Annotated in this window: 15 protein-coding genes; 9 read left to right on the forward strand and 6 right to left on the reverse strand. The window is 48.2% G+C overall.

All coding sequences use genetic code 11. The features are described 5' to 3' along the window. Positions 1-15 precede the first annotated feature (15 nt). The 6 genes from MY523_RS16215 (at position 16) to MY523_RS16240 (ending at position 7052) form a co-directional block, all read left to right on the forward strand. Positions 16-465 carry a MerR family transcriptional regulator gene (locus tag MY523_RS16215; protein WP_250655723.1) on the forward strand — a complete coding sequence of 150 codons (450 nt, stop codon included), beginning with the start codon at positions 16-18 and terminating at the stop codon, positions 463-465. Further along, complete coding sequence (locus MY523_RS16220) at positions 455-2722, forward strand: heavy metal translocating P-type ATPase (RefSeq protein ID WP_250655724.1); 2268 nt, start codon at positions 455-457, stop codon at positions 2720-2722. Before MY523_RS16215 ends, MY523_RS16220 begins: the two co-directional genes overlap by 11 nt. Positions 2723-2841: 119 nt before the next feature. Then, positions 2842-3345, forward strand: coding sequence for a DUF411 domain-containing protein (locus MY523_RS16225; protein WP_250655725.1), 504 nt, complete (start codon positions 2842-2844; stop codon positions 3343-3345). A gap of 135 nt (positions 3346-3480) precedes the next feature. Beyond that, positions 3481-4089, forward strand: a complete 609-nt coding sequence (locus MY523_RS16230) for a hypothetical protein (RefSeq protein ID WP_250655726.1) — start codon at positions 3481-3483, stop codon at positions 4087-4089. A gap of 101 nt (positions 4090-4190) precedes the next feature. Next, entirely contained in the window at positions 4191-6191 is a 2001-nt protein-coding gene (locus MY523_RS16235) for a ribonuclease R family protein (RefSeq protein ID WP_250655727.1), read from the forward strand. Between the two features lie 372 nt (positions 6192-6563). Then, positions 6564-7052 (forward strand): DUF2505 domain-containing protein, encoded by a 489-nt coding sequence (locus tag MY523_RS16240; protein ID WP_250655728.1) that lies wholly within the window; start codon positions 6564-6566, stop codon positions 7050-7052. A gap of 84 nt (positions 7053-7136) precedes the next feature. On the opposite strand, the gene MY523_RS16245 is transcribed toward MY523_RS16240, so the two are convergent. Beyond that, positions 7137-7892 (reverse strand): substrate-binding periplasmic protein, encoded by a 756-nt coding sequence (locus MY523_RS16245; RefSeq protein WP_250655729.1) that lies wholly within the window; start codon positions 7890-7892, stop codon positions 7137-7139. A gap of 285 nt (positions 7893-8177) precedes the next feature. On the opposite strand from MY523_RS16245, the gene MY523_RS16250 reads away from it, so the two are divergent. The 3 genes from MY523_RS16250 (at position 8178) to MY523_RS22030 (ending at position 14197) form a co-directional block, all read left to right on the forward strand. Then, the gene (locus MY523_RS16250) at positions 8178-9653 is read left to right on the forward strand and encodes a Wadjet anti-phage system protein JetA family protein (protein ID WP_250655730.1); all 1476 of its coding nucleotides are present in this window, start codon (positions 8178-8180) and stop codon (positions 9651-9653) included. A gap of 15 nt (positions 9654-9668) precedes the next feature. After that, positions 9669-10373 carry a DUF4194 domain-containing protein gene (locus MY523_RS16255; RefSeq protein ID WP_250655731.1) on the forward strand — a complete coding sequence of 235 codons (705 nt, stop codon included), beginning with the start codon at positions 9669-9671 and terminating at the stop codon, positions 10371-10373. Between the two features lie 182 nt (positions 10374-10555). Beyond that, positions 10556-14197: an ATP-binding protein gene (locus MY523_RS22030; RefSeq protein WP_250655732.1), complete on the forward strand. Its 3642-nt coding sequence runs from the start codon at positions 10556-10558 to the stop codon at positions 14195-14197. Between the two features lie 141 nt (positions 14198-14338). Here the strand turns inward: MY523_RS22030 and MY523_RS16265 are convergent, their stop codons facing one another. From MY523_RS16265 to ptsP, 5 genes are all read right to left on the reverse strand, one after another. Continuing rightward, positions 14339-16648, reverse strand: a complete 2310-nt coding sequence (locus MY523_RS16265; RefSeq protein ID WP_250655733.1) for a PAS domain-containing sensor histidine kinase — start codon at positions 16646-16648, stop codon at positions 14339-14341. Further along, the gene (locus MY523_RS16270; protein WP_250655734.1) at positions 16645-17760 is read right to left on the reverse strand and encodes an ABC transporter substrate-binding protein; all 1116 of its coding nucleotides are present in this window, start codon (positions 17758-17760) and stop codon (positions 16645-16647) included. The genes MY523_RS16265 and MY523_RS16270 overlap by 4 nt, the downstream gene beginning before the upstream one ends. A 55-nt stretch (positions 17761-17815) precedes the next feature. Beyond that, positions 17816-20053, reverse strand: coding sequence for a bifunctional diguanylate cyclase/phosphodiesterase (locus tag MY523_RS16275; protein ID WP_250655735.1), 2238 nt, complete (start codon positions 20051-20053; stop codon positions 17816-17818). Positions 20054-20247: 194 nt separating this feature from the next. Beyond that, a complete protein-coding gene (locus tag MY523_RS16280; protein WP_250655736.1) occupies positions 20248-20886 on the reverse strand; it encodes a transglycosylase SLT domain-containing protein in 639 nt (212 codons plus the stop codon). Between the two features lie 53 nt (positions 20887-20939). Beyond that, positions 20940-23210: a phosphoenolpyruvate--protein phosphotransferase gene (gene ptsP, locus MY523_RS16285; RefSeq protein WP_250655737.1), complete on the reverse strand. Its 2271-nt coding sequence runs from the start codon at positions 23208-23210 to the stop codon at positions 20940-20942. Between the last annotated feature and the right edge of the window lie 139 nt (positions 23211-23349).

Consider the following 23349-nt stretch of genomic DNA (forward strand, 5'->3'; position numbering starts at 1 on the left):
ACGAGGTCTAATACAATGCAGGTCAGCCAACTTGCCAAAAAAGCAGATGTCTCAGCCGATACCGTTCGTTTTTATACCAAAGAAGGTCTGCTTCAGCCGCAAAAAAACCCTGACAATGGCTATCAGCAATATAGTCAAAGTGACTATCAGCGTCTTATATTCGCCCGCAAAGCACGCCAGTTAGGGTTCAGTTTAAAAGAGATACAGGCGATACTATCCCAGGCAGACAATCACAATAGCCCTTGCCCAATGGTGCGAAGCCTGTTTGAAAAGCACCTGCTTCAGGTTGAACAGCAAATCGAAGAGCTACAGTCACTGCGCCAGCGGATGCTGGATGCGGTAGATGTCTGGCAAGAGATGCCCGATGGCATTCCTGATGGCCAGACCATCTGCCAACTCATCGAAAACTGGGATCAGCATCTACCACCCCGCCCCAGCACAGGGAGTGACCATCATGAGCAGTGAAAACCCCATCAGATTTGCCATTACCGGTGCCAAATGTGCAGGCTGCGTAAAAAAAATTGAATCGGCCATGTTGGCAACAGAAGGGGTCACCGCCGCGTCCATGAACTTTGCGGAAAGAACCGCCGAAGTTGAAGGCGCGGTAAGCCTGTCTGCGATCACCCAGGCCATCGAGCAGGCGGGCTTCGGCGCAAGTCTTATTGAAGATGAAGAGAAAGCGCAGCAAGAGCGTGAAACACTGGATCAGGCGCATTACAAAAAACTGATGCGTAATATGGCTTTCTCCCTTTCTGTGGGAGTAATTCTAATGGCCTACGGGTTATTAGGTGGCTCAATGCAGGTGGAGTCGACCAGTGAGCAGCTCATCTGGTTTGCCGTTGGTTTACTAACATTGGGAATTCTCTACCAGTCTGGTGGTCACTTTTTTACCGGTGCCTGGCGATCATTTAAAGCGCATAGCGCCAATATGGATACACTGATCGCATTGGGAACCGGGTCGGCATGGGTTTATTCAATGTATGTGGTGTTATTCCCCTCGACACTTCCTACAGAAGCCCGGCACATCTATTTTGAAGCAACCGCCATGATCATCGGCCTGATTAACCTGGGCATGGCTCTCGAAGTTCGAGCCAGAGGAAAAACATCTCAGGCGATAAAAAGGCTGCTGGGCTTGCGAGCAAAAACCGCACGCATTATACGTGACGGTAATGAGCAGGATATCCCGATTGCCAGCGTACAAATAGGCGATAAAATAAGGGTGAGACCAGGCGAAAAGATTCCGGTTGACGGTCTCGTTTTAGAGGGTAAGAGCCTGGTCGACGAATCAATGCTGACTGGCGAACCGGTTCCTGTTTCCAAGGAGTCAGGAGACGAGGTCGCAGCAGGCACACTCAATGATTCAGGCACGCTCGTTTTTGAGGCGACTCGAATAGGCCATCAGACCGCGCTGGCGCAAATCATCAGTCAAGTTAAAAAGGCGCAGAATACCAAGCCCGCCATAGGTCGTTTAGCCGATACTATCTCTGCCATATTTGTACCCAGTGTGATGATTATTGCTATCATCGCGGCACTCGCCTGGTACAACATCGGACCAGAACCCAAAGTCGCCTATATGCTGGTCGCCATTATGAGTGTTTTAATTATTGCTTGCCCCTGCGCCTTGGGGCTGGCGACGCCAATGGCCGTTATGGTCGGCGTAGGCAAGGCAGCCCAGTTTGGCGTACTGATCCGCAAAGGCGAAGCGTTACAAAGCGCCGGAAAACTGGACATGATCGTGCTCGACAAAACCGGCACAATTACTCAGGGGAAACCTCGCGTAGTCAACCTTATGACATATGGTGGAGTTAATGACCATCAAGCACTCATGCTGGCAGCGAGCCTGGAGCGGGCATCAGAGCACCCGTTAGCCGCTGCAATCATCAGCGAAGCAGAGCAACAACGCATCACGCTGGCGGACTGTGTCGATTTTCAGGCAGAAAGCGGACAAGGTATTGGCGGCAATATTGAAGGTCAGAACGTTTTTTTGGGCAACCAGCGCTGGATGACCACAAATCATATCGATATCACACCGCTGGAAGACACCGCAAAAAATTGGTCTACGCAAGCGATAACGCCTCTGTTTTTGGCCGTTGACGGTCAGGCCGCAGGGCTAATCGGTGTCTCAGACCCGGTAAAAGAAGATTCAAGAGAGGCAATTCAGCGACTAAAAGCCAAGGGGCTAAGGGTGGTGATGCTAACCGGCGACAAGGAGGCTACAGCACAGGCTATCGCCCAGCAAGTTGATGTTGATAAAGTCATTGCCGACGTACTGCCCATTGAAAAAGGCGATGTTATCAACCACCTCAAGCAACAAGGCCATACCGTAGCCATGGTCGGAGACGGTATCAACGATGCCGCGGCGCTTGCCTCTGCTGATGTCGGTTTTGCCATTGGCAGTGGCACTGATGTGGCCATCGAAAGTGCAGATATCACACTCATGCGCGGGTCGCTGCACAGTGTCGCCGATGCGATTGAGGTTTCCAACGCTACCGTACGCAATATCAAACAGAACCTGTTCGGCGCATTTATCTATAATGGGTTGGGAATTCCCCTGGCAGCAGGCCTGCTCTACCCCTTGACCGGACTTTTGCTCAACCCGATGGTTGCCGGTGCAGCGATGTCCCTTTCATCATTTACCGTCGTCAGTAATGCCAATCGATTACGGCTGTTTAGCCCTTCTCGTGCAGCATCTTCACACTCACACAAAACTGGAGTCGCCTAATGGACATTATCGTTAATCTCTCCGGCGTTGCGTTGATCGGACTCATTGCGTGGTGGTTTTGGCGATGAAGACGGCGCTATCCAACAACATTTCATTACTCCCAGACAAGGTAAAACACAATGAACATTAGCCTGATTAAAAAGCAACTCTCTCTCCTTCTTCTTTCAGGGCTGATAGTGATCACATCAGCCAACGCAGCAGATAGCACCACCCAGCCGCCCCAGCCTGCGGTAAGTTCGGCAACCAGCGAAATGGTTGTCTATAAATCGGCCAGCTGTGGTTGCTGCGGAGATTGGGTTAAGCATATGGAAGAAAACGGTTTTAAACTGAAAGTTCACAACACCTCTGACCTCAACAGCATTAAGCAAAAAGCCGGGCTCACACCAAGACTTGCTTCTTGCCATACTGCCTTCATCGATGGTTATGTGATTGAGGGGCATGTACCCGCCAACGATGTGAAACGCTTGTTATCAGAAAAACCCAATATCAACGGTTTGACAGTCCCAGGAATGCCAGCAGGCGCCAACGTACCCGGCATGGAGGTCTCTCCTGAGAATGCCGAGTTTGACGTGTTAGGTTTCAAAAAGGACGGCACGGTACAACGCTGGAGCCATTACGAATAAACCGCGCTGGCCATAAACGCTCCCGGCAATACGCCGGGGGCAAAGGCCGCCCGTGCCGCTTATACTTTAGACTAATTGCACGCAGTCACGTTGCAGTGAAATAATGCTGCCATCATAAAAATAAGAGACCAGATCGTGAGCAACCACGAAAAGCGTTCTAAAAAATCACAATTAATCAGAATATTACTCGTATTCTTTTTCATTTATGGTGGCGCCAGCTACAGCCTGTCGATATTTGAGTACACGTACTTTAACCTCACCGGACAAGCACTGTTTGGGGTCAGCAAAACGATTGACTCAATCACTAAAGACGAACTTATCATCGAGTTTAATCGTTGCGGGGGGCCGCTATTCGGCGCAAACAGCATTGAAACAGATAACCTTAATGATCCGATTGTAGTACGCTGTGGCCGCTTCTGGCCTTTCTATCGTTACTCCATGATTCTGCCTGCAAACGGTTATATTCCCGGCGCTCTTATCAACTACCCGACACAGCCACCGGAAGTCACCGCAGCTAAAGAGAACTTTATTCAGAATACGACCCTGGTCAACGGCGCATATATGCTTTTGAGCCTAATCGTGTTTACACTGACGCTGCTGGCCATTTACCACTTCTTTGTAAGAAAAGATGCAGAAAAAGGGTACAAATGGGCATTTCAGGCCTTTGCCAGTAGCTTGTTAATGGCCATCACCTATGTGGGTGTCATGCTTTTTATAGACCCTGTTTTTTCGTTAGGCTGGTAGAGATTTTCGCCATTCAAAAGGAATAGCGACTACACAGCGAGAACGAATTTCCGTATCATTGGCTACCTCATTCAACTCGCAAAAAGACCACACAACAGCCCATGCTAAACATCGATGCATTACAGCAGCTAAAATCGCTCAAGAAAGACATTAAGGACAGCAAAGAAATAGTCCAGGGTATCGTCAAAGGGAGCAACAACCGTTTTGGTTTTGTAACTCTGGAGGGTGGCAAAGACATCTACCTTTCTCCTGACGAAATGTTAAAAGTATTCCCGGGCGATGAAGTTCAAATCGAAGTTAAGAAAGACGAGAAAGGCAAAGAGTTCGGGCTCATTGAAAAGCTAATCAAGTCAAACCTTAAGCGTTTTGCAGGAAAGTACGTTATCAAGGGCAATGCTCATTTTGTCGAGGTGGATGTCACCGGCATGTCTCGCTGGATTTTTATTCCACCAAACAAACGCAACAAAGCACAAGAACACGACCTGATTGATTGTAAGGTCATTCAGCACCCGATTCGAAACGGAAAACCCCAGGCAGAAGTGCTTAAAGTTATTGGCAGCATAAACAAGCCGGGTATTGAGCGCGAGTACGTAATCTGCAAACATCAAATAGAAAGCGACTGGGACAAAGACGCGCTGGCGCAAACCAATAGCCTGAGTGAGCAAACCATTATTGACCAGCAGCAAGGGCGCCGCGACCTCAGAAGTCTGCCATTTGTCACCATTGATGCGGCATCGACCACCGATATGGACGATGCGCTGTTTGTCGAGACCACTGAAGATGGCTGGACACTCAAGGTCGCTATCGCTGACCCAACCGCGATCATTCCTGCCGGGTCTGCGCTGGAAAAAACAGCGCTTAGAAGAATGACCTCGATATACTTCCCTGGCGAGCCACTGGCAATGTTGCCCGAAAGTATATCTACACAGCTTTGCTCGTTACTGCCAAAAGTTGATCGTCTGGCATTAATCTGTGAAATCAAGATCGATTCACAGGGTGGCCTTGGGGACTACAGCATCTACGAAGCCACCATTCATTCCCGTGCAAAACTCAGTTACGAAGAAGTTGCAGCATTCCTAGAGGCACCCGCTGACGCTCATGACCTCAAGGTAGACAGTGATGTTGCCCCAATACTGGAGACGCTTGCCACCCTGACCAGTACCCTCAAACAGTGGCGAGCAGACAATGCGTTGCTGGGTGACGAACGCCCGGATTACCGCCTGCGCCTAAACGAACAGAAAAAGATCGCTGCCATCGATGTCATCGAACAAAATGCGGCCCACGACATCGTCGGAGAGTGCATGGTGGCTGCCAATCGCTGCGCGGCTGACTTTCTTCAGGCACTCCCTAGCGGGCTGTTTGTCACCCATGCAGGGATAAGAAGCGAGCGCCAGAGCAATGTGCTTGAAGTGGCTCGCAGTCGCTGGGCGGACAATACGCCCGACAATCTGACCGAAAAAGAGAATTACGTTAAGCTGGTGCGACTTGCTCAACAAGACCAGACACTGCCTCCCATTAAGTCAATCATTGCTAGACAACATGAGCGCAGCCTGTTCAGCAGCACCGCCAACCCCCACTTTGGTATGGGGCTAGACGCATACACTACGTTTACTTCGCCGCTCAGGAAGGGTAATGACTTTTATGTTCACCGCCTGATTAAGAAAAAAATCAATGCTGAGCCGGCCAATATTTTAAGTGATAGCGAATTAGAATCACTGCAAGAACAGATATTTACTGCCCGCAGAGCGGTCAATGAAATGGAGCAGTGGCTCAAGTGTCAATATATTGAGCCATTAAAGGATCAAACCTTTGAGGCGACTGTGGTACGAATGACATCCGCAGGCTGTCAGGTGAGGATTAACGAAAATGGCATCGAAGGATTTGTCTCCACCAAAGCGATGCCTGTTAAATACAGCTTCGACCCTAACCTGATGACGCTGACCAGCAAGGCCAAAGACCAGTTTATGCTTGATCAGCAGGTTAACGTCTGTTTAGACAGTATCGACTGGAAACGAAAACAGATTCAGTTCAAAGTAGCAGCTAAACCCGAACAGCAGGACACACCTAAAACAGAGGCCTCTGAAGCACCTGCAACAGAATGAGCAGCAAGCGACCGGGTCACCCTTCAGAATGAGGGTGACCACAAGCGCGCGGCATAGCGGTTTGTGGTAGATGAATAGAGTTTCTGGCAAAACGTACCATAAACTATTTATACTCCTCATTTCCGAAAATCTTATTCACTTTTTTACAAACCAAGTTCACAACATTGGAACAATAATAAACTGAGGTTTTTTCACGGCGTTATGAGCGAAGCAAAGACAAGGCAAAAAATGATGAAGAAGCGGAGTTTATGAACATAAGTCCCGGTCGACCCAGGAGAGCGCACCATTTCGAATCATTTTTTAACGCTGTATTTGCAAGCGCAGTAGTCGTGCAAGGATCTCAAATTACGCTAACGCGAGGATTTACTCATAATGGAAGCACGCGACAAACATAGCTACACCCAAGATGTAGATACAGTATTTAAGTACTTTTGCAATGCCGAGCAGGTTAAAGCCAAGCAGGAAGCTCTGGGCGCCAGAAACATTAACTTGGTTAAATTTGAGGCGACCGACACAACCCTTGAGGTCATCATTGAACGCGAAGTGCCCGCAGAAGTGCCACGAGCCATGAAAAAGTTTCTTAGCGAGTGGAACCATGTTAAGCAAGTCGAGCACTGGAGTGGCACGCCCGGTGAGCAGTATCACTGCGATATTTCAATTGAGATTAATGGTGTTCCGGTAACTATTGCTGGCACCATGGATCTGGCTGCCGAAGCCAACGGCTGTTCTAACACCGTCTGTTTAGATATCAACTGTGGCATTCCGTTAGTCGGTAAAAAGCTGGCAGAACTGGTCGCCAGCCAGTCTAAGACATCAATGCAGGAAGAGTACCAGTACATTAAGTCGGCACTGGATCAGTAGCCGTCACAAAAAGTGCTATCTTGCCAGCCGCTTGATAGCACACTTGCTTCCACAATAGCGCCCAGCTGGTATTGGTTACTCAGATTACCGATAACGCGCTTGCAACTGCTCAAAAAAACCTTCCTTTTTCATATCCAGCAGATGATTGTCCAGCATTTCTGCATCGTAAGGCATTTTTAGTGAATAAGAGCAGTGCAGACCAAACACATCGGCATCAACCGTCGCAATGGCAAGTTTGTTTTCCAGCCCCTGCTTTTTGATTTCGTACTCAATAATAGCGCCAAAATCAATAACAGTATCAAGCCGCCCCATCTCCACCAGTCTCATACCTGTAGCAAGGCTACCCACCGGCACAGACTCTGCCTTTCCTTCAGCGAACAGCGACATAATCTCTTGGTTGTACACGTAACCGTTGTAAGTGCCAATCCGCTTGCCTTCAAAGTCTGCCACGCTGTTCAGCGTATTCACATCCTCCAGCCGTATTAAATAATTGTCAGTCCCTTCAAACAAAACCGATGACCAGTGATAATTATCCGGCTTTTCTTCCCATTTAGGGTTGGTCAAACAACTCACATGAGCCTCGCCACTTGTTACCATAATGGCAACACGCTTTGTTGGCAGCTCGATATATTTCGGTTTCAAGTTGGCTCTTTCAGCCAACTCGTCGCCGATATCTTTAACCATCCCTCCAACTAACTTATTGTTAGAGCGGATAGCAAAAGGCTCCAGCGCCTCATTCCAATAGGTAAAGATTAACTCTTCTGACCAAGCAGACGGTGCAGACACAATAACAGTGACGCATAATGAGCACCAAGCAAGAAGCCTTTTACCTTTCAACATAGTCAGAAGAGATTCCAGAAAAGATCTAAAAGAGGCATTACTACTTAGCGTAGACAATTTGCAGATTTATTCAATTCAGAGTCTATCGTACCCATGCCTGATTGAGGAAAAGTCTAGTACCGCTCAAAATTCAATCCAATTATCGCTTTTATCCCCCCTCAATCGAGGCGATAATAGCCCACTTTAACATCGCCAAACTGTTCGCATAACGAACCAAGGCGTGTTAGTTTTATCGACCGATTTTTCACAACTATGTTTGTTCCTACTTAATGTTTGTTGCTACTTATGTTTTTTACCGATAATCGCGAACAGTTTTTTCGTCCTCTTACCAGCAAGTACAGAGAGGTCGTTGTTGAGTGCGTCAGGCTTTTATACCTCCGACTTTATAGCTCTATGGCCGACTATGGCCACTCTCTGAGAAGAGGTCAGCTCATAGAGATTTTTCAGGAAGCCATTACCCGTGCTCCAGAGCTTGAGTATGGAGAAGATGATGATGCCATCGCCACCCGCACTGACCGGGAGAAAGCGAACTGGATTCTCAACATATTGCTGGACAACGGCTGGTTGGAAGTTCAACTCGACGAAGTCTCACTGCAAAGCACTTACCGGTTTAGTCGCATCGGCCGACTCTTTTCTCAACCCTTTGTAGAGCTTAAAGGGACACAGGTTCGCACCCGCCACCGCAACACTCGTAACACCCGCAATGCGCTCAGCGCCTTTTTAGAACAGGGCGAAATACACGACCTGCTGGATGCCTTTGAGTACTCAGAGCGTATCATCAGTGACTTCACCGACGTCATTGCCGAGCTGGAAGACCGCAAGCGAGAGCTGGTTAAAGAGATCGACATGCGGGAGCTGGTTCAAAAAGCCAGCGACGAATTTTTTGATTTTATGGAGAAGCGTTTTCAACCCGATCTTTCGGTCAGACTGTCAGCCGACAGCGTTGAAAAGCACCGTGATGATATGATCAACCTGATCCATAAAATCCGAGGGCAATCTAAAGGCTTTAAAGCTGAAGCGGAACACAAACTGCGCGAGTTTTTACCCGACATGATTGTTGAAGGGCAGTCGCTGCTATGGATCATTCTTGACCGGATAGAAGTAAGGCTTTCAAATGCCTGCGAAATCATGCTGCCGGCACTGCGTACTGCACTGAAAAACTTTACCAAACGCGCTGATATTATCATCCGCCAGCTTAACTATCTCGCCAGCCAGCAGCACAATGATGTGGTCGCCATTTGTCAGTCATTAAAAGACCTTGATGCCGAAAGTGCCGATAAACGATTAGCAAAAGCTGGCCAGTTGATGTCTGGTTTGAAGCTGGAGCTCGTTGACCCTGCACAGAACACATTACGCGACAATCGCACCCGGCGCATCGTTGACTCGCTGGTGGCAGAAGATCATGCGGTTGATGAATCTGCGCGCAAAGAGCTGTTCATCCAACACGCGCTTGATCAGGCATTCAATATCAACCAGCAAGACCTGCGTAACTTTCTGGTGCGCTCGCTTAGAGGCGGCGAGAAAATCAATACCAAAAACTTGCAAATCGTACAGGCAAGCGACCTTTTGGCAGCAACCCATGCCATCGAAATTGCTGCCGCAAACAACCTCTCCAGTGAATATCGTTTTAATGTCGTTCCAACGGGGGATGTCACCAGCAACGACTATTTACTGGCCGCAGATGATTTCACCATAGAAATTGAAGACCTGACCGACAAAAACGCGGTGGGCCAAAACAACGTCCAAACATTAACCACCTGATAAGTGACTGATACCATGATCGTGACCCAATCTCTGGAAAAAGCACTCAGCCAGGAAGGCATTACACTGACTGAGTTCAGTGAGCTTGTTCTACGACTGCTTGACTATAGCGTAATCTGCCGTGAAGAAAGCCAGGTAGAACAGAACCTTTATGACCGTTTTTTACGCGTCGAGCCACTGGTTCAGGACTATTTATCAGTGCTACATATACGCCTGCTGCATGAAAGCCAGTTTCAGTATATACGCGCCTACCCGCCCGGTGCTGAAGTACCAGGCATGCATGATGAACAATATCAGCCATTCAACAGTGGCTTAAGGCAGCGCCTCAGTCAGCAGGAAATTGCCGTTATCCTGGTGCTTCGCTCTCAGTATGATAAATCACTCCGAGAGGGCGCTGTCGATGATCACGGCCAGGTACTCATATCCCTCGAAGCCCTCAGTATCGCGATGCACAATTTGCTTGGTCGAGCACTGCCCGAGCATATGCTCGACCGGAAAAAGCTGTTTAGCCGACTAAAACAACTGCGCTTAATTCAATATGGTGCCGAAGATGAAGTTTCAAATGGTGACGCATGGATTCGTATTCGCCCGATGATCGTGAGCTTTGTCAGCGATGAAGCATTATCTGCGCTGCAAGGTGCAGAACCTGGCGATGAGCCGCTGAGCGACGAAGCGTTGTCGGAGCTCAAAGAAGAAAGCCAAACGGCTGACTGCGAATAGTTAGGAACTATACCGTCACTCCCGCGAAGGCGGGAGTCCATGACTAAGCCAGTGTAATGGATCCCCGCCTTCGCGAGGATGACAACAGAATCAAACCATTGTGTTTGGGGTGACCGAAAAGCGTCTCATTACCCCCCTGAAAATATAAGAACTGTTGCGTTTAAAAGTGTATTGATAAAACTATGTTTATAAAGAAGTGTATTTATGTCAATTGGGGGAATATCCCTCATTTAGAGTTTGATTTCGGTCCGATCAACCTGTTATCCGGCGGTAATGGCTCGGGCAAAACAACCTCTGCCGATGCCATTCAAACCGTCATGACAGCCGCATACGATTACCTGTTCGCCTACAACCCCGGACAGGACGAAACCACCCAAAGAGGCAAAGGCGGCAAGCAAGTACGAACACTGCAATCATACATTCTCGGTTGTGATGATGGCTCCTATGCACGCCCCCAACCAACAGACGGTTATATCGCACTAACTTTTTACCCGACTCAAGGCGAAACCTCAGAACCGTTCACCGCAGTGGTTTCCGCCAGAGCGTATCTTGATGCGGCAGGCAGCAAACCCGTTGCCCGATTAAGTGAGCTGTTTTTCCTGATTATTCCGGGAGAGCAACTACAACTCAATCACTTCATCAAGGAACAAGAGGATGGCAATAAACATATTGTTGGCCTGGACAAAATTTATAATAGCCTCCGACATGAATTTGGCCCCGACTCAGTTGAAAAGTATGATGCCAAAAAGCCCTATTTGAAACGCCTATACGGCGCACTTAAAGGCAAGCGCGAGTCAGTATCAGAGCGAGAGGCGATGAATGCGGCGCGCGCCTTTTCCCGTTTTATGGCGTACAAGCCGGTTAAAAGTATCAACGACTTTGTTGCCAATGAGATTCTGGAAAAGAAAGACCTTGGTGAAGCCATCCGTTCTGTTTCTGAACTGATGAAAACCATTCACGGCATGGAAAGTGATGCCACTCACCTGCGAAATTCCATCAACCTGCTTGAGCAAACCGCAGAAAAGAGTGATGGTTATATTCAGCAGTGGATCAATCTTAATGTGCTGCATTACATCGATACCCGTATCCAGTACCTGAATGACCAGCAGACCTACCTTAACGCCAAGCGGCAGCAAAAAAGCCTTCAGGACGAACAGACCGCCAACCAACAGGAACGGGATATACTGGAAGCAAGACACCAGCAGGCCCGCAACGAGCTAATTCAGCTGGAGGCAAAACGTCAGGGCCATCAACCACTACAACAAAAAGATGACCTTGAAAAGCTGGTCGAAAGCAACACCAAACTACTGCACGACCAAGCCCCTGCCCTGCTCGATCAAAGCAACAGGCTTAACAACAGCTTTAACGCCACTGACCGTTTGTTAACGTTGCTGCAACAGAGCAATATCGCTAGAGAAATTCCGCGGCTCGGCCAAAAAGACTTTATGTCTGCTGCCAAAACCTTTGCCCAGCAACAAGCTAAAAGTGCCATCGACTTTACCTCTCTGCTTGGTAGAGATTGGGTCGATATTTCACCGCTTGAAGCGCATCTTGAAGATGCGGTCACGATTCAGCAGCAGGCAAACCAGTGGCAGAGACTGTTACACGATAAAGAGCTGTCGGCAGATGGCATCTGTGTGCGCGATAAAGTGAACAGTGCACTGTTTCAACGCCAGACACTCTGTAAAACCCTTGAAAAGCAGAGACAACAAAAGCAGGCCGAGATCGAAAACCTTGAAGGGCACCAGGCCACATATCCTTATTATATAAAACAAGCCATCGACACCATCCGGCGAGAGTGCCCCAAGGCAGACCCCAGAGTCTTGTGCGACTATATCGAGGTGAAAGACGAAAAATGGCAGAATGCCATTGAGGGTTATATTGGCGGTGCCCGTTTCTCAATCATTGTAGAGCCGGAAATGGAAGCCGAAGCGATTCGTATCGTGCGCAATATGCCCGGCCGGGATAACCGCGCCAGAGTTATCCAGGGTTCAAAAGCCAGCAAAGACTACCAGCGCACCACACTGGATAAAGACTCGATCGTTAATGCCATGGAGTTCTCCCACGCGACCGCCAAACACTATATTGCCGCCAGCTATGGCAGTGTTATTCGCGTAAAATCAGAACAGGAATTGCGCTATACCCGCCGGGGTATTACCAGCAATGGGCTGGGCTCCGGCTCGTACAGTATGTGGCGGTGCGACATCTCTGACAGCGAGCTGGTGTTTGGTCAGGGTGCCAGAGAGCGAGCGCTGGCCGCCAAACGTGGTGAGATGGATAAATTGCTACATGAGTTTCAGGCGGCAGATGACCATCAACAGCAGTTATCATCTCTGCTAAATGCAATCGACCGAATTGGCCCGGTTAGCTACGCTGACCGTTTGCAACAAATGCTTAACACCCAGCGAGAGCTAAGAGACGCAGAAGGCAAACTGGAGCACCTTGATCTTTCAGATTTTGCTGAATTGGAGCAAAAACTGGAAGCCCTGAAAGCGCAAGATCAAGAATTTAGCCAGCAGATTGAAAACAAAATTGAACGCGCAGGCTCAATTAAAACAGAGCTATCAGAGATCACTGAGCGCTGCAAAAAGCTCTCAAATCAGCAAGAAATTTCCGAACAGCTCCAGGAAGAGAAAGAAGACAACCTTCGCGGCATTGTATCGCTATGGCCAGACTTTGACTGTGAAAAAGAGCTTGAGAAGGCAGACAAGCGGGCCGAAAACACTCGGCCTGAAATCTTACTCAACGACCTGCAAGACACCTATAGCAGCTTAAACAGTCTTGCACATGACATTGAACATGGTGTAATCGAGCACAACCAGCACTGCAATCTGGCAGACAATATCGCCTATATGCCAGACTACAGTGAAAATCACTCTAAAAAGTTCTTCAAATCAATCTGTGATCTGCGCCGAGACAACGATCTCGTGCATAATCGTCTGAAGAACAATATTCTGGTCGAGAAACAAGAAAAGCTCACCAAGATAAAAGAGTCTTTTAACAATGCGTTTGTCACCCACTTGTGCCACGCCATCTATCAGTCGATTAACGATGGTAAGAAAATACTTGAGAACATGAACCGGGAGCTGGAACACCATCGATTTGGGGCAGACCGAGAGTCATTCCATTTTGATTGGAACTGGGTGCCGGAGTTCAAAGAGTACTGGAATTTCTTTAAAGAGATTATCAACCTCCCTAACCTGGGTGACGGCACGACATTGTTCGAAGCGGAACTCAGTCAAAAGTCACAACTGGTTCGCGACCGGTTAATGCAAATGTTACTGTCTGATGACGAAGTCCGTTCGATGCGAGAGCTAGAGCGTATCTCAGACTACCGTAACTACCGCAGCTACGAGATATATAAACAACCTGAAGGCAAAGCAGCTATCGCGCTGAGTCAATACGGAACAGGTTCAGGAGGGCAACTGGAAACCCCTGCTTATATCATCCGCTCAGCCGCAATCACTTCCGCCTTTAAGTTTAATGAAGGGAATAGCCACCTAAGAATGGTGTTAGTTGATGAGGCCTTCTCAAAAATGGATGAGACCCGCTCGCGAGAAGTGATCAAATACCTCACCGAGACCTTGGGGCTACAACTACTGTTCATCATGCCTACCAGCAAGTCAGGCCCGTTTATGGACCTGATCAGCAATCAGTTCGTGTTTAGCAAATGCCCGACAACCAAGTCCGTTGGTGAACTGAATACTCGCGTTCTGGTTGACAGGCAGCGATGTAACTCAGATAAGATCAAGGAGTTGTGGGCCAACCACCGCCGCACGGTTAGACACCAGTATGCCCTGGACTTTATGGAGGAGTTTCATTAACTATGCCGAGTCGTAATTAATGCGGCAGATAGGGTGGGCATTGCCCACCCCTTACTGCGTTAACACCTGTTGGCCTATAGCTAACGCGCGCCCCGACCTTCTTATCGCGCCAGGCTTAACAAGCAAAAAAGCAGCTTTTAGCTAAACCTTAAACGGGATTTCAATAACAAACTCGGTTCCTTTGTCATCGCTGCTTAACTCAATCGTACCGCCCAGCACGCCCGTCACAATATTGTGGACGATATGCAACCCCAACCCTGTTCCACCCTCACCTAAACGGGTAGTAAAGAATGGATCAAACACCTTATCAAGGTGCTCTTTGGCAATGCCTTTACCGGTATCTTTGATGCTGATTTTTACCCGCTCACCACTCACTTCTTGCGCTGAGACCAGCACAGTACCACTCGCTTTCGCCTCAAACCCGTGCAGCAGTGCATTATTGATCAGGTTGGTTACGACCTGGCTCAATGAACCGGGGAAACTTTCCAGCTCAATTCCCTCAGGAATCTCACTTTCCAGTATCACGGCACTTTTCTTAATAAGCGGCTTTAGCGTCATCAGAACTTCTTCCAAGTGCTGCTTTAATTCAAACTTCCTTTTCTGCGCGCTGGTTTGATCCACCGCGACCTGCTTAAAACTGATAATAAGCTCAGCTGCCCGGTTCAGATTTTTGGTAACCAACTGTTCTGACTCTTTCGTTGTCTCCAAATAGCGCTCAAACATTGTCCGCTTAACCCGCCCTGCCCGATACTCTTCCTCAAACATTCGGGTCTGTTCCTCAAGCGTAGTAATGGCCATTAAGGCATTACCGATGGGCGTATTAAGCTCATGAGAGACCCCGGCAACCATTGCACCCAGTGCGGCTAGTTTATCCGCTCGCAGCAGTTCAGACTGCGTTCGTTTCAGGTTCTTCAACGCATGCTTTAGCTGCTCATTAGTGTTCGATAACGCCGTTGTACGGTCTGCAACACGCTGTTCGAGGCGGGTATTTAAGTCCTGTAACTCACCTTCGATGCGGCACTGTTCGGTAATATCTTCCACCAAACTTAAATATCCGATTAGCTCCCCATTATCATCCGCAATCGATGCATTAAATGAGCGGCACATAATAATATTGCCTGTTTCACTCTTAAACTGGTGCTCACCGATAAAACTTGATTCGGTTTTAAAACGTTCAGAAAGAGCGGCAAGCTGCTGCTGGTTTTCCTCTTGCGCGAGATAATCTATAGCACTGCTAACAGAGCCTTTGTCCAGAAAGCCCAGTATATTCTGGGCCACCCGATTCCACCGAATGACTTCCAGATGCTCATCCCACTCAATGACGGCAACAGGGCTCTGCTCGACTAATGCTCGATAGCGCTGTTCCTTCGCCGCCAGTGCAAGTTCTCTATTTTTAATTTGCTGCCCGGCATGAAGAATTTCTCGCCCAAGCGACTCTATCTCCTTAATTTTTGACGGGATCGGCTGCACATCATAATGCCCTGAGGTGATCGCTTCTGCCAGCTGCATATAGACCTTGAAGCGGCGGCTGAACACACCACCAACAATACCGGCCACAATAATTGCCACCAACATGCCTATCAGCAGTGCCACTAACAGGATAAGCCCTGATGTAATGATTGTTGAACGATAACTCGCTAACGTTTTGGATACGATAACAACCCAGCCGCTTTTATCGGTCAAAATCAGTGAACCAAAATACTCTGTGCCCTGAAAACTAAAGGGGCCACTGGCTCCTCCCTGTTTGATCCCCTCTTTCACCAGAGGGATATTGCTTAAATTTAATTGCTGATTATCGAGGCTGGAGTCAGGGTGAACCAGCAACTGGCCATCTCGATCCAGAATCATAATTTTTTGTTTGCTTTCCTTTGATAGAAATTGAGAGAGCTCCGGTAGCTCACCTATCGAGATCTCGGCAATCAGGGTTTGGTCGCCCATTGGAATTAAATATCCGGTTGATAAACGGCCACTGACAGCAGACAGAAACGTACCGTAATACCTCTCCTGCTGCTGATGGCGAGCATCGAGAAAGAACTTTTTGCGTGACATATCAAGACCGATATAGTTACCACGTAGTGGCTGGTATAACTCGGGAAGACCAACTTGAGTCACCATCCCATCTTGGTCAGTGATATAGATCGCCTCATAAACCGCATTGCTGGCAGCCACATTATCTAACAATTGCTGAATATCTGTATCGCTATCCAAGAACGGCAAAAACTCCGAGAAACGCCTAAGCTCCCTTTTAGCCGACTCAAATCGCCCCTCTATTCTTGCTGTTATGGCTTGCGCTAGTGCTTCCTGTTCAAGGGTTTCCTGGCTCGACAGGTGAGGAAGCAGAAAGATACCCGCCAATACCGATACCACAATAACCGGGATGAGGGACACCAACAAAAACTGCGATGATAAGAATGATTTAAGCGAAATATTACGCGCATTCCTATAGCTCAATGTGTCACCCCTAACCGAAACTGACCATCAACGATCTCGGTTAAATAGGTCTTACTTTTTGCATCGCCGAATGCATCAAACACCACCTTGCCAGACACGCCTGAAAAGGCCTTTATCCGCAAAATAGCCTGTTTCAGGCTTTCACCCTCCTGACAGGCCTCCAAACTATCCAAGACAACGTTCGTTGCATTAAATCCCACCAAGCCGGGAAAGCCGGGTGCATGACCAAAACGCTGATAATAAGCATTATAAAACGCCAGATATCCGGGGTTTTGGCTGTTTCTGTCAAAGTATTGCGGTACAACAGTATGCTCTACATAACGACCACCCAGCTCAATAAGTCGCTCGGTTCCGGCCCATTCCGAGGTGGCCAGCTGAATGCCTGGGTTCATCGTTCTTAACTGCTTCGATAGCAGTGCTGCATCGACTGAATTAGCCACCATGACCACCGAATCCGGGTTTTCTTTCAATGCATCCGAGGCAATACGCTCAAACCTGACCTGATCACTTGATACAAAAGAGGTTTTACTGACAATGTCGCCACCCAGTAGCTCAAACGCCTGCGAGAAGTCATGCATCCAGCTCTCTGAATAGGATTTGTTTTTCAGATCATAGATGATTGCCACACGCTCAGATTGCTTATGGGAGCGCAAATACTCAGCCGTTTCGGAAGCGTGATCCATGGTAGGAGACAGGGTTCTAAAAAACAGGTCATCCTTGCCTGCCAGTTCATTTGTAGTGGCAGTGATGCCCATCGTTAAGGTACCGAACAATTCAGACACCGTGACGACTTCCAAAGCCATGGAACTCGTCATCGGCCCTAAAATAGCCTTTACGCCGGAGTCTGCCAGTTCTTTAGCGGCTCTTTTGGCGGTCGCCGCATCTTGTTTATCATCTTTCAGCAGCAGTTCAATGCTCTGGCCGTTAATCCCCCCGGCTGCATTTCGCTTTTCTACCGCCAGAATAACGCCATTGCGGCCAGCCACCCCCAAGTCCGCAACCCGCCCCGATGTTCCTCCGATAAAGCCAAGCTTCAACGGTTTTGACTCCCCACAGCCGGTGAGCGGAAGCAGAAGTAAGCCAATCATAGCCGAGATTATTATTCTTATCATAACCGCCATTACACCCATCCAGTCTTGTTGTGAGAGCGTGAGTTACCTCTGATCGCTATGCCAGTCGCTGCTCTTGCTCTCTCAGCCATTCCAGCAGCCAGGTCTCTTCTAATGGCCGGGCATATAAATACCCTTGTGCTTCATCACAGTTAATTCGTTTTAGCCATGCAGCCTGCTCTTCCGTTTCAACCCCTTCAGCGATAACGTCCAAATCAAGGTCTTTAGCAAGGTTAACGATCATTTCAGGGAGCCTTGGATCAGCGGAGTCACCCTGCAATTTGTCAATAAACGATTTATCTATCTTTAACCGGTGAACCTCCAGGCGTTCCAGATAACTCAGCGATGAAAATCCGGTACCAAAATCATCTATCGCGATCTTAATGCCCCTTTTGGCAATTGATGAGAGCGTTTTACTAACGGCAACTCTGTCAATCATCGCAACCGACTCGGTTACCTCAAGCTCTATGTCATGAGGGTCAACGCCGGTTTCAGCGATTGCCCGATCCAGCACGTTCAAGAACTCAGGATGCCGGAACTGGGCCATTGATACGTTGATCCCCATTCTCAGCTTAAACGAGGTCTGACTCTGCAAACGCTGCAATTGAAGCATGGCGGTGCGCAGAACCCACTCACCCAAGTGAATAATCAACCCCGAGCTCTCAGCCAGTGGTATAAAGCGGTCAGGAGGAACCATCTCCCCCTTTTCTGTACGCCAGCGTAAAAGTGCTTCAACCCCCACTGGTCGACCATCAGGCACCGTGACCTGCGGTTGATAGACCATAAACAGGCGGTCATGATCAAACGCCTTTCTTAAGTTGTGCAGCAAACGAACCCGTGTTTCAGTCTCCATCTCCATTGCGCGGGTAAAGTAGCAGTGGCTCCCTCTAAGAGACTCTTTCGCTTTCTTTAATGCAATATTGGCTTTTTTCAGTGCTTCCTGACCGCTCTCCACTTTCTCATCCAGGTCATACATACCCAGCGTAACCGAGATGAGCTGCTCCTGGTCTGCGATGGAGAACGGTGAATAGAATATCCCTCTTACGGTATCCGGTGTCAGCGCCTCTCGTTCCCCAACCAGGCCAAACACATCACCGGATATTCTGGCGACAAAACTGTCATCAAGCACCTCACCCAGCCTCAGAGCCACGGCACCAAGCAGAAAGTCTCCGTTAGTAATACCAATGGTATCGTTAATCGCGCTAAATTGGTCAACATCCACCAGCACGACCGAGGCATCTATGCCTTTGCTCTTATACTCATCGATACGATTGACAAAGGCCAACCGGTTGGGAATATCAAGCAGTGAGTCAAAATAAGCGTAGTGGTGCAGTTTTGACAGCATTAAAACATTGTTCAGACAGACCGAAATATTAGAACAGAATACATCCAGTAAGCGTTTTTCGGTGTCATCGAGTTTGCGTGTCTGGTCGAGAAAAGCGACCAAGTCATTGCCTGATTGGCCGGAAAAGTAGAGCACTATGGCGTTATCTAATAGCAAGTTTTGCTGTTGCTCAATGCAGTTTTTCAGTGCCTGCATAACGGTGGGCTGCTGTAGCTCATTGAGTGGCTTATTAATCGCTGATCGGTATCTGCCCGAAGCAGCAACAATGGTATATCCCATACCGATATCAGCATCATCACTAGACGTGCGGGTGCACACAATGCCGTCGTCCGACAGGCCTAAAAGCTCTGATAACTGTTTGATAATTCCCAGTGAAAACTCGTCAAAGCCTTTGCTGTTGATCAACTTGCCTGACGACTGGGTGATTAATTCAAGCCCTTTCCGGCTGGCCTCCAATGCACGTATCTGTGAATACGAACGAATTACAGAAGTTAGTGTGGTATAAAGCTTGGTGTGCGTTAGCTCGCTTTTGTTGCGGTAATCATTAATATCATAATCACGTATCGCCTCTAACTCAGGGGCATAACCGGGCTGCCCGGTACGCAGAACAATTCGCAGATCCACCAGCCCGAGTTCATTGCGAATTTTATCAACTATATCAAGACCGGCGTGATCATCTTCCATGACTACATCCAGCAGCACGACGGCAATGCCCTTTTCTTTACCAAGAACGTCGAGCGCTTCTTCTGCAGTATAGGCCTTGAGAAGCTCTACTGGCTTACCCAGTATCTCTACCCGATCCAATGCCAATTGTGTCGTGACATGAACATCCTCATCATCATCAACACTGAGCACGCGCCATGGATCAGACTTGTTAGATAAATGACCTGTCTGTGAGTCGACGTCATCTTCCAGGAATGTAAGAAGCTCGTCTTCGGAATGCTCTGACATAGGCTAAAATAATCACGTTAACAAATAAAAAACCGCTATTTGAAGCGGCCGCTGTCGTCGACTCGTTCAGAGTCCAACGCTTCTTAAACAATACCGTAATGTACAACTATAAGTATGGTTGATTTCCAGAGTTGGTCAACAGAAAGAGGGCCTGAGAACTAACCGGATAGTTAACTCAAAACGGCGGATGGCCATCAAAAAAACGTCCGCATAAACCAGTTGCGGCTCAGCTCATCTTTGCACCCCCAGTACTGCTGGCTATAACGCTTGGCTCTGGCATCTACTTTTCGCGCGACCTTTTTCAACCAAGGCTTTTTGTTATAGGTTTTTCTTCGGTACCCTCCATGGCCTTCGTGGTAGTTCAAGTATTGATGATAAGCATCCCACTTTGAGACCTTATTAACCCGGTTCGTTTTGTGGATATACCACCCCATGAAATCAATTGCATCATGAAAGTCTCCCCGGTCGGCAAACCAGTTTCCTGTTTCATCAATATACTCGTCCCAGGTCATCTCTTTGGCCTGTGCATAACCATAGGCATCACTGGCTCGGCCAATAGGAATGATCCATAACACATACTGCATAGGCGGGGCAGCATCATACTTAAATGAGGACTCCTGATACATAATCGCCATTGGCACATGAACCGGTGCCCCCCATTTATCGCGGGAGTCAATGGCGGCTTCGTACCAGTCCCGGTTTTCTTCAAAAATGGAGCAGAGATTATCCGGGTTTGTCGGCGGTGAGGCAGCACAACCCGACAGCAGCATTAGTGCTAGTAGCACGCCGCCACTATTTAGCAGGTGGCGGAGGAATATTGTTTTTGTTTTCATATTTTCTTAGTGTTTATACAGCTTATCGGCGTTTTTTCAGCAACCGCTTTTAATTAACTCCCGGCGCGGATCAAACCTGCCAGACCTGCCTGTATCAGCTCTGACTCCAGTATTTCTCGAATGCTATCTTCGCTCTCAAGTGCGAGCACCTTTCTTAGGAGAGATTCAGCTCGCTTTCGGGTGATAGTGCGGATAACCCATTTAATTTTAGGCAGGTTAAACGCGCTCATGCTGAGGGTATCGATACCCATGCCCAGAAGCAACAGGACTGCCGCAGGGTCGGCGGCCATTTCACCGCAGACTGACACTTTTAGGCGGTGCCGATGAGCTATCCTGACAATACGGTGAATACTATGTACAACAGCCGGGTTTAAATAGTTATAGAGTGAAGACACCTTGGGGTTGTTGCGGTCTACCGCCAATAGATATTGGGTTAAGTCGTTTGAGCCAATCGAAATAAAGTCGACCCTTTTTGCCAGCTGCTCCAGAATCATCATTGCCGAAGGCACTTCAATCATAATGCCGGTCGATGGTCGCTTCACTTTGAGCCCTTCTTCCTGTAGCTGGCTTATTGCCTCGTCAAGCAGTAATTTAAAAGCATCAACCTCTTCAACCCGGCTTACCATCGGCAGCATTATTTTCATATTATCCAATCCAATGGATGCCCTCAGCAGCGCACGAATCTGGGTAATAAAAATGCCCCCATTATCAAGGGTAAAACGAATACCTCGCCATCCGAGATAAGGATTCTCTTCAGTAAAACCAAAATACGGCAGCGCTTTATCTCCGCCGATATCCAATGTTCGCATATAGACTGAACGGGGAGCGTAAGCCTGTAGTACTTCCCGGTAGATTTTCGCCTGCTCCTCTTCCGAGGGAAATGTATCATGGAGCATAAAGGGTATCTCTGAACGGTACAGCCCCACGCCCTCAGCCCCTCGTTCAAGACCCGGCGAAATATCAGCCAATAATCCTGTGTTTGCATATAGGTTAATGCGATGGTTGTCAGGTGTGGTGGCCGGCAAGTCTTTAAACTTATCCAGCCCCCGAACCAGCTTTTTCTCTTGTTCGATCAGCCGCTGATACTCTTGTTGCAGAGGTTCACTGGCATTAAAAATAACTTGGGCGCGGTAACCATCCATCACAGCAGTCTGCTGATCTACCTTGCTACGCGTGATATTGCCAATACCCATAACGGCCGTAACACCCAGCGCATTGGCCAAAATCGCAGTGTGAGAGAGTGATGAGCCTTCCATACAGACAATACCGGCAAGCTTATCAACCGGAAACTGGGCAATTTCTGTGATGCTCACTAGTTTGGATACTAAAATAACAGGCTCATCAGGTAGCTCAATCTCATGATGATAGGCATTCATGCGGGCATAAATACGCGAGCCAATATGGCGAATATCTTCCGCTCTTGCCCTGAGATAGGCATCGTCCATGCGCTCGAATTCCTGGGCGTGATTTTCAATGGTGTGCTTCAAAGCAGACGCGGCAGAAAAGCCTTCTTTGATACGTTCCTCAGTCTGCTTCGCAATCATGTCGTTATCGAGCATCATCAGGTATACACCAAATAACGCGTGAACATCTTGAGGTACACTTGATGCCAATTTGTCGCCGCCAGATTGCACTTCTAACTTTACGTCTTCAAGTGCATCACGAAACAGTTTTATCTCTTCTTCCTGATTCTCACAGGGCTCATCTTTAATGGTTTTCAGGTCATTAAAAGGGGCGAGAAAATGAACCTTACCAATGGATATACCCGCTGCGCCTTTAACCCCCAGCACTTTAATCTGGTCATTAAGCTCGCCACTCGCTAGTGCGGTCAATTTCTCCTGGCTCAAAACCGTTTTCAAAGGGCCTGCAAGCTGGGCGGCGATGGTAATTAAAAATGCTTCTTCCTCGACTGAAAAGCAGCGCTTTTCGCGGCTTTGAATGACTAAAACGCCAATGACTCTGCGAAAACTGATAATCGGTACCCCCAAAAAGCCTGCAAAGTGCTCTTCGCCGGTCTCGGGAAAGTAACGATAGCTTGAATGGGTAGAACCGTCATTAAGATTCAGCAGGCTTTGATGCTTGCAGATGTGACCAACCAGCCCTTCCCCGGTACGCATTCGAACCTTGCCAACGGCTTCATCTGCCAGACCTTCTGTGGCAACCAACACCCAATCGTCTTGCTCTTCATCGGCTAGATAGATGCTGCACACATCAGAGCTCGTCACCTCTTTAACTCGGGTAACAATAAGATGGAGCAACTCATCGGCCGATGAGAGTTCACCAGCTTCCTGAAAAATTTTCCTGAGTGCCTGTAGTGGCTCCATAGTGTGTTTCCTTGGAAATTTGAGGGCTATGTATAAGTATTCTATGAAAAAAGGTTGCTTTCGTCTTGTGTGGCGTCAATTTTATTATTACCTGGCGCGATAGAATTAATGGCATGAGAGAAACCTTTTAACACCAGCA

It is taken from the genome of Alkalimarinus coralli (genome assembly GCF_023650515.1).
Classification (GTDB): domain Bacteria; phylum Pseudomonadota; class Gammaproteobacteria; order Pseudomonadales; family Oleiphilaceae; genus Alkalimarinus; species Alkalimarinus coralli.